This window comes from Chitinophaga sp. (genome assembly GCF_036566945.1).
In the GTDB taxonomy this organism is placed as follows: Bacteria; Bacteroidota; Bacteroidia; order Chitinophagales; family Chitinophagaceae; genus Chitinophaga.
Map to the genome: position 1 here is coordinate 1 of NZ_DATCVJ010000148.1, position 5,557 is coordinate 5,557.

The 5,557-nt window shown below is 46.9% G+C and carries 6 protein-coding genes; 2 read left to right on the plus strand and 4 right to left on the minus strand.

Annotated elements, in window-relative coordinates; translation table 11 throughout:
- Positions 1-150: 150 nt before the first annotated feature.
- Positions 151-1,053, plus strand: coding sequence for an AraC family transcriptional regulator (locus VIP81_RS04250; protein ID WP_331957233.1), 903 nt, complete (start codon positions 151-153; stop codon positions 1,051-1,053).
- Between the two features lie 67 nt (positions 1,054-1,120).
- The gene (locus VIP81_RS04255) at positions 1,121-1,906 is read left to right on the plus strand and encodes a glucose 1-dehydrogenase (protein ID WP_331957234.1); all 786 of its coding nucleotides are present in this window, start codon (positions 1,121-1,123) and stop codon (positions 1,904-1,906) included.
- Between the two features lie 8 nt (positions 1,907-1,914).
- Here VIP81_RS04255 and VIP81_RS04260 read toward each other — a convergent pair whose 3' ends face one another.
- From VIP81_RS04260 to VIP81_RS04275, 4 genes are all read right to left on the minus strand, one after another.
- Positions 1,915-2,697 (minus strand): AraC family transcriptional regulator, encoded by a 783-nt coding sequence (locus VIP81_RS04260; RefSeq protein WP_331957235.1) that lies wholly within the window; start codon positions 2,695-2,697, stop codon positions 1,915-1,917.
- Positions 2,698-2,701: 4 nt separating this feature from the next.
- The gene (locus VIP81_RS04265; RefSeq protein WP_331957236.1) at positions 2,702-4,117 is read right to left on the minus strand and encodes an aldehyde dehydrogenase family protein; all 1,416 of its coding nucleotides are present in this window, start codon (positions 4,115-4,117) and stop codon (positions 2,702-2,704) included.
- A gap of 8 nt (positions 4,118-4,125) precedes the next feature.
- Positions 4,126-5,004: an oxidoreductase gene (locus VIP81_RS04270; protein ID WP_331957237.1), complete on the minus strand. Its 879-nt coding sequence runs from the start codon at positions 5,002-5,004 to the stop codon at positions 4,126-4,128.
- 295 nt (positions 5,005-5,299) lie between these two features.
- On the minus strand, positions 5,300-5,557 hold a 258-nt coding region (locus tag VIP81_RS04275), incomplete at its 5' end, for a hypothetical protein (protein WP_331957238.1).

A 5,557-nucleotide genomic window follows, 5' to 3' on the forward strand; every position in this document is an offset into this window, starting at 1 on the left:
TTTTCAAGCATGATAAGGATAAGTGGCCCTAAACGGTTAACAGAGGCGGGGGGCCCGCCGTCTGTTTGCAGACAAAGGCGTGTAAGGTGTTGAAGGGATGGATGTTATTATGCGTGGGTGTATTATACTTGAATTCCATAACTTTATTGGATGAAAGCGAAAGAAACCGTTGACGAATTTTTCGAATTACATGGTAAAGAATATCCGAGCGGGCAATTCAATGTGAACCGGCTGGAGGAATTTGGTTGCAGCAGTACGAACCTGCCGTCGAATAGAAGGGATTTTTATAAAATATCGCTGATCACTAAAGGAGGCGGGATCTTATCTTATTCTGACAAGTCCATTCGTATGGAGGAGGTAGCGCTTTCTTTTATGAACCCCATGATTCCTTATTCCTGGGAACCCCTCACCGATCAGCAAACGGGGTACTTTTGTTTGTTTACCGAAGATTTCATTGACGCCAATTTAAAAAATGGCGGTCTTGCCCAATCCCCTTTATTTAAAGCGGGTGGCAATCATGTATTTTTTCCCGATAAAGAAAAAACAGGTTTTCTTCAAAGTATTTTTGAGAACATGATCCGGGAAATGCAGGCTGGCTATGCGCATAAGTATGACCTGCTGCGGAGTTATGTGCAGATAGTCATGCACGAAGCACTTAAAATGCAGGCGCCGGAAACGTACTACCAGGCTGGCAATGCGGGTCAACGTATCAGTGAGTTGTTCCTTGAACTATTGGAAAGACAATTCCCCATTGATCCGCCTCACCAGATGATTCGTTTTAAAAATGCCAACGAGTTTGCAGCGCAGTTATCTGTTCATACCAATCACCTGAACCGGGCGTTGAAAGAAACTACCGGCAAAACCACGACAGACTGGATTGCCGGAAAGATCACACAGGAAGCCAAAGCGCTGATTTTGCACAGCAACTGCGATATCGCGGAAATCGGGTATTGCCTCGGCTTTGAGCATGCGTCTAACTTTAACATCTTCTTCAAAAAACAAACGGGACAAACACCTAATCAATTTCGTAAAGCGCCTGTTTCCATTTCATAAGTACCGGTTTGATTCGCATAACTTTAGGGAGATGTGGGCCGCTATCTTTGTGTCATAAAAAAAAGACATGGCACAAGACATCTTACAAGACAAAGTAGCACTCATCACCGGCGGTACCACCGGCATAGGTTTAGCAACAGCCACCTTATTTCTCCGCAATGGCGCGAAGGTAGTGATTGCCGGCCGCCGTGAGAAAGAAGGACAGGCCGCACTGGCCCAACTCCAACAAATCAGCCCCGATGTTCATTTCGTGGCAACAGATGTATCTCAAAGCAGCGCCGTACAACAACTCATAACGGAAACGGTACAACGTTTCGGCAAACTGGATATCGCGTTCAATAATGCCGGGATAGAAGGGCATTTTGCGCCCATCGAGGAAACACCGGAAGAAGAATTTGATACCGTCATCGGCATCAATCTGAAAGGCGTTTGGTTATCGGCTAAATATGAGATTGAGCAGTTTAAGAAGCAGGGCACCGGTGGCGCCATTGTGAACACTTCTTCCTGGCTGGCCCGTGGCGCCGCTGCCGGCTCCGGAGTCTATTCTGCCAGCAAGGCCGGCCTGGATGGTATGATCCGTGCATTGGCCATAGAAACGGCACCTGCCGGCATTCGCATCAACAACATCCAACCCGGCTATATTCATACGCCTATGTTTGACCGGTTTTTCCCTGCAGAAAATGCGGAAGAACTACAAGCTCCTTTTAAGAAACATGCACCGGTGGGTCGTTTTGCAAAACCCGAAGAAGTAGCAGAACTGGTATTGTGGCTCAGCAGTCCGGCCGCCTCTTTTGTTACCGGTGAAAGCATACTGGTAGACGGTGGTTTGGCCATTGGCGGACAAAGAGGCTAAGACTGTTCTTACAGCGCCGATGGCGCCACGCCATACGCCTTTTTAAAGGCAAAGGAAAAATGAGAAAGATCTTCGAAACCCACTTCGAGGTATACGTCCGACGTTTTTCTTCCTTTCTCTTTAATCAGGTAATAGGCTTCCTGCAGGCGCTTTTGTTGCAGCCAGCGACTGGGAGAAGTATGAAATATTTTTTCGAAGTCGCGCTTAAAAGTAGCCAGACTCCTGCCTGTTAAATAAGCAAACCTTTTGATGGCTACGTTGAATTGGAAATTCTTCAACATAAAAGCTTCGAGGTCTATTTTACCGGGTTCGCTGAAATCGAACAATACGTTTTTCAGCTCCGGATTTACTTTTAGCAGAATGAGTATGGCTTCTTTTAATTTCAATTTCAGCAAATCATCATTGCCGGACTCGCTGAGTCTATCATATGGTTGCAATGACTGCATATAGCTTTTGTACAGCGGATCCGGCTTTAGCATTGTCACCACAGGACCTTCTACCTGTTTGTCGGAAGCATAGCCATATTCCAAACTAAAGTCACGCAGGGTTTCTTCTTCCAGATATACCGAGATGGTTTTCGCCTCTCCATTTTCCGGCGGTTGTTTCAGGAATTTAAGCAGGTGATTGCGGCGGATGAAGGTGAGTGCTCCTTCATCGCAAACATGCGCCGTTTTGCCATCATTGAAAGTGATCGATCCTGCAATCTGGTAACTGAACACATGTACCGGCACAAATTGTTCTCCCTCCCTGGTCCTGTTAGCATAACAGGAATATACTATTTGCTTCGACATATGACTACAATATAAGTGTTTTCGGTTCTACATATTCTTCCAGTCCGTATGCGCCAAATTCCCGGCCAATACCGGACTGTTTAAAGCCACCGAAAGGCGCCATGGGATCATGTTGCAGGCAATTAATCAGCACTCTTCCTGCAATGAGTTTTGCCGCCACTTCGCGGGTCTGATTCATATCGGCGCCGCTTACATATGCCTGCAAACCATACACCGTATCATTGGCGATCTCGATTGCTTCGGCTACATTTTTATACGTCATCAAAGATAACACGGGTCCGAAAATTTCTTCTTTGGCAATGCGCATATCATTTGTTACGCCGGCAAAGACAGTCGGTTTTACAAAGTTGCCGGCTTCCAGTCCTTCCGGATGTCCTTCGCCACCCGCCAACAATTCAGCGCCTCCGGCGATGCCCAGCCGGATATATTCCTGCACGCGTTCGTACTGTTTTAGGCTCACCAGCGGTCCTACTTCCGTTGCGGCGTCCCTTGGATCTCCCACCTTCACTCGTGCTACGGCGGTCTTCAGCAATGCTTTCACTTCTTCCAGGCGGTGTTCCGGTACCAGCAGTCGTGAGCCTGCAATACACGCTTGTCCGTTATTCATAAAGCAGGCGGATACTGCCAGCTGAATGGCCTTCTCAAAGTCCGCATCCTCCAGGATGATGTTGGCAGATTTACCGCCTAATTCCAGTGTTACCCGTTTCATGGTGTCTACGGCGCCACGGGCAATCATTTTACCTACGTTGGTAGAGCCGGTGAAAGAGATTTTTGCAATGTCCGGATGCCGTGTAAGCTCGGCGCCTACTACATCTCCCAAACCATTCACGATATTAAAAACACCTGCCGGGAGCCCTGCTTCATGCAGGCATTCGACTACAATCTGTGTTTGAATCGCACTCATTTCACTGGGCTTGATAACCGCGGTACATCCTGCGGCAATAGCCGTAGCCAGCTTATTACAAATATAGCTCGCATTGGCATTCCATGGCGTAATGATTGCTACCACGCCGAGTGGCATCATTATCACTTCTGAATCGCCTGCTTTCCGTACGAATTCAAAATCCTGTAATACCTTTTTGTAATGCAGAAAGCTATTTGCCGCCAGCTGATTGGATGCCAACGCACGTTCTTGCGGCGCGCCATATTCTTCCACCGTAGCCGCTACCAGGTCGTCCATTCTTTTCATCATCGCATCGTATAGCCGTTGGAGGTAGTTGCTCCGCTCCGCCACCGTTGTTTGCGAAAACTGTTGAAAAGCCGCTTTCGCGCTGGCGATGGCCCGCTGAGTATCTGTTTCGTCGCCCAGCACCACCTGCCCGATCAGGGCGTTGGTGCTGGGATTAATCAGATTGAAAGTGTTTGTGCCATGTGGCTTTACAAATTCACCATTGATATAAATATGATCTATTGCTTTCATCGTTGTTACTATTTTTGTGAAAATGCTTGTCCTGCTGCTGTCTCCAGGAAATCCACTGCCTCATCATGATCGGTGGAATTAGTTACCGGGAGCCATTCTTCGAATGATGCCTGTCGCGCTGCATCTGCCTGTTTTAAAATACCTGCTGCCTCACTGCCCAATACCAGATGTACCGGAGGTGCCGGATGATCTACCAAATCCACCATCACCTTCGCTGCCTTTTCAGGATCTCCTGTTGGCACGAAATTCCCATCTTTCAGGAAGCTGGTGAACCAGTCGACCGTAGACTCATACCCTTCTACCTGCGGCGCATACGTCATAGAAGCACCGCCCCAATCAGTTCTAAAGCCACCCGGCTCTATGGACGTCACGAAGATGCCCAGCGGCGCTACTTCTTTCGCCAGCCCCTCTGTAAAGCCACCCAGTCCAAATTTAGCCGCCTGGTACATGGTTAAGCCGGCCATGCCTACGCGGCCACCTATGGAGCTGATTTGCAGGATACGACCGGAACGCTGCTTCCTCATATAAGGCAATACCGCCCGGCTAACAGCGATGGGCGCATAAAGGTTCGTCTCCAGCTGGCTACGCACCTGTTCTTCCGTGAACGCTTCCGCTGCGCCGGTAATACCAAAACCAGCATTATTCACAAGCACGTCTATTCTGCCGAAATGTTGGATGGCTTTTTCTACTGCCTGTTGAATTTGTGCATTGTCTGTTACGTCCAGTTGTATAGGGAGGATCTGATCGCCATATTTATTCGTAAGATCTTGCAGTTGTTCCGGGTTTCTGGCGGTAGCGGCTACGCGGTCGCCTTTAGCTAATACAGCCTGCGTGAGGCTACGACCGAGACCGCGGGCACTTCCTGTGATGAACCAAATCTTTGTCATGATTTTTTGTTTTTGTTCTGACAAAGGTAGGTGGGATTCGGGGGCGGGGTTTTGTTGGGCGGCTCAAATGTGGTTTGTTGGGAGGCTCAGGGGAGTTATTTATGCGCAAATACTTATTGAAAAAACAGATACTCTCCAGAATAAACCCAACCATCTAACAGGGGTAGCGTCTGAACTTCATTTGGTATAACACCATCAACAAATTCAAATTTACTGATAGTCTTCCAACCATGTGGAATCTCATCAAATGGTTTAAAAAATTGCTGACTTATATTTCGTAAAAGTATTTTACAATTTAGTATTGTACCATCAATTTTAACAACTTTCGTAAAACAATAACCAATAGGAATATCAAACTCTGAATAACCACAAAAAAAATCATCTGATTGCTGTTCAATTCCCGATAATCCAATGCTTCAGCAAAATTAACTTCCAACTCTTTTTTAATCTTACCTACTATTTTTATCCTTATTTTTTCCATAATTATTCCTTGTGTTTCAATACAGTAGCTTATAAAGATCGATTTCCGACAGAAGAATAGGTATTTATTGTT

Coding starts and splice junctions, on each gene's coding strand:
- VIP81_RS04250 (WP_331957233.1), top strand. CDS start 151: ATGAAAGCGAAAGAAACCGTTGACGAATTTTTCGAATTACATGGTAAA.
- VIP81_RS04255 (WP_331957234.1), top strand. CDS start 1,121: ATGGCACAAGACATCTTACAAGACAAAGTAGCACTCATCACCGGCGGT.
- VIP81_RS04260 (WP_331957235.1), bottom strand. CDS start 2,697: ATGTCGAAGCAAATAGTATATTCCTGTTATGCTAACAGGACCAGGGAG.
- VIP81_RS04265 (WP_331957236.1), bottom strand. CDS start 4,117: ATGAAAGCAATAGATCATATTTATATCAATGGTGAATTTGTAAAGCCA.
- VIP81_RS04270 (WP_331957237.1), bottom strand. CDS start 5,004: ATGACAAAGATTTGGTTCATCACAGGAAGTGCCCGCGGTCTCGGTCGT.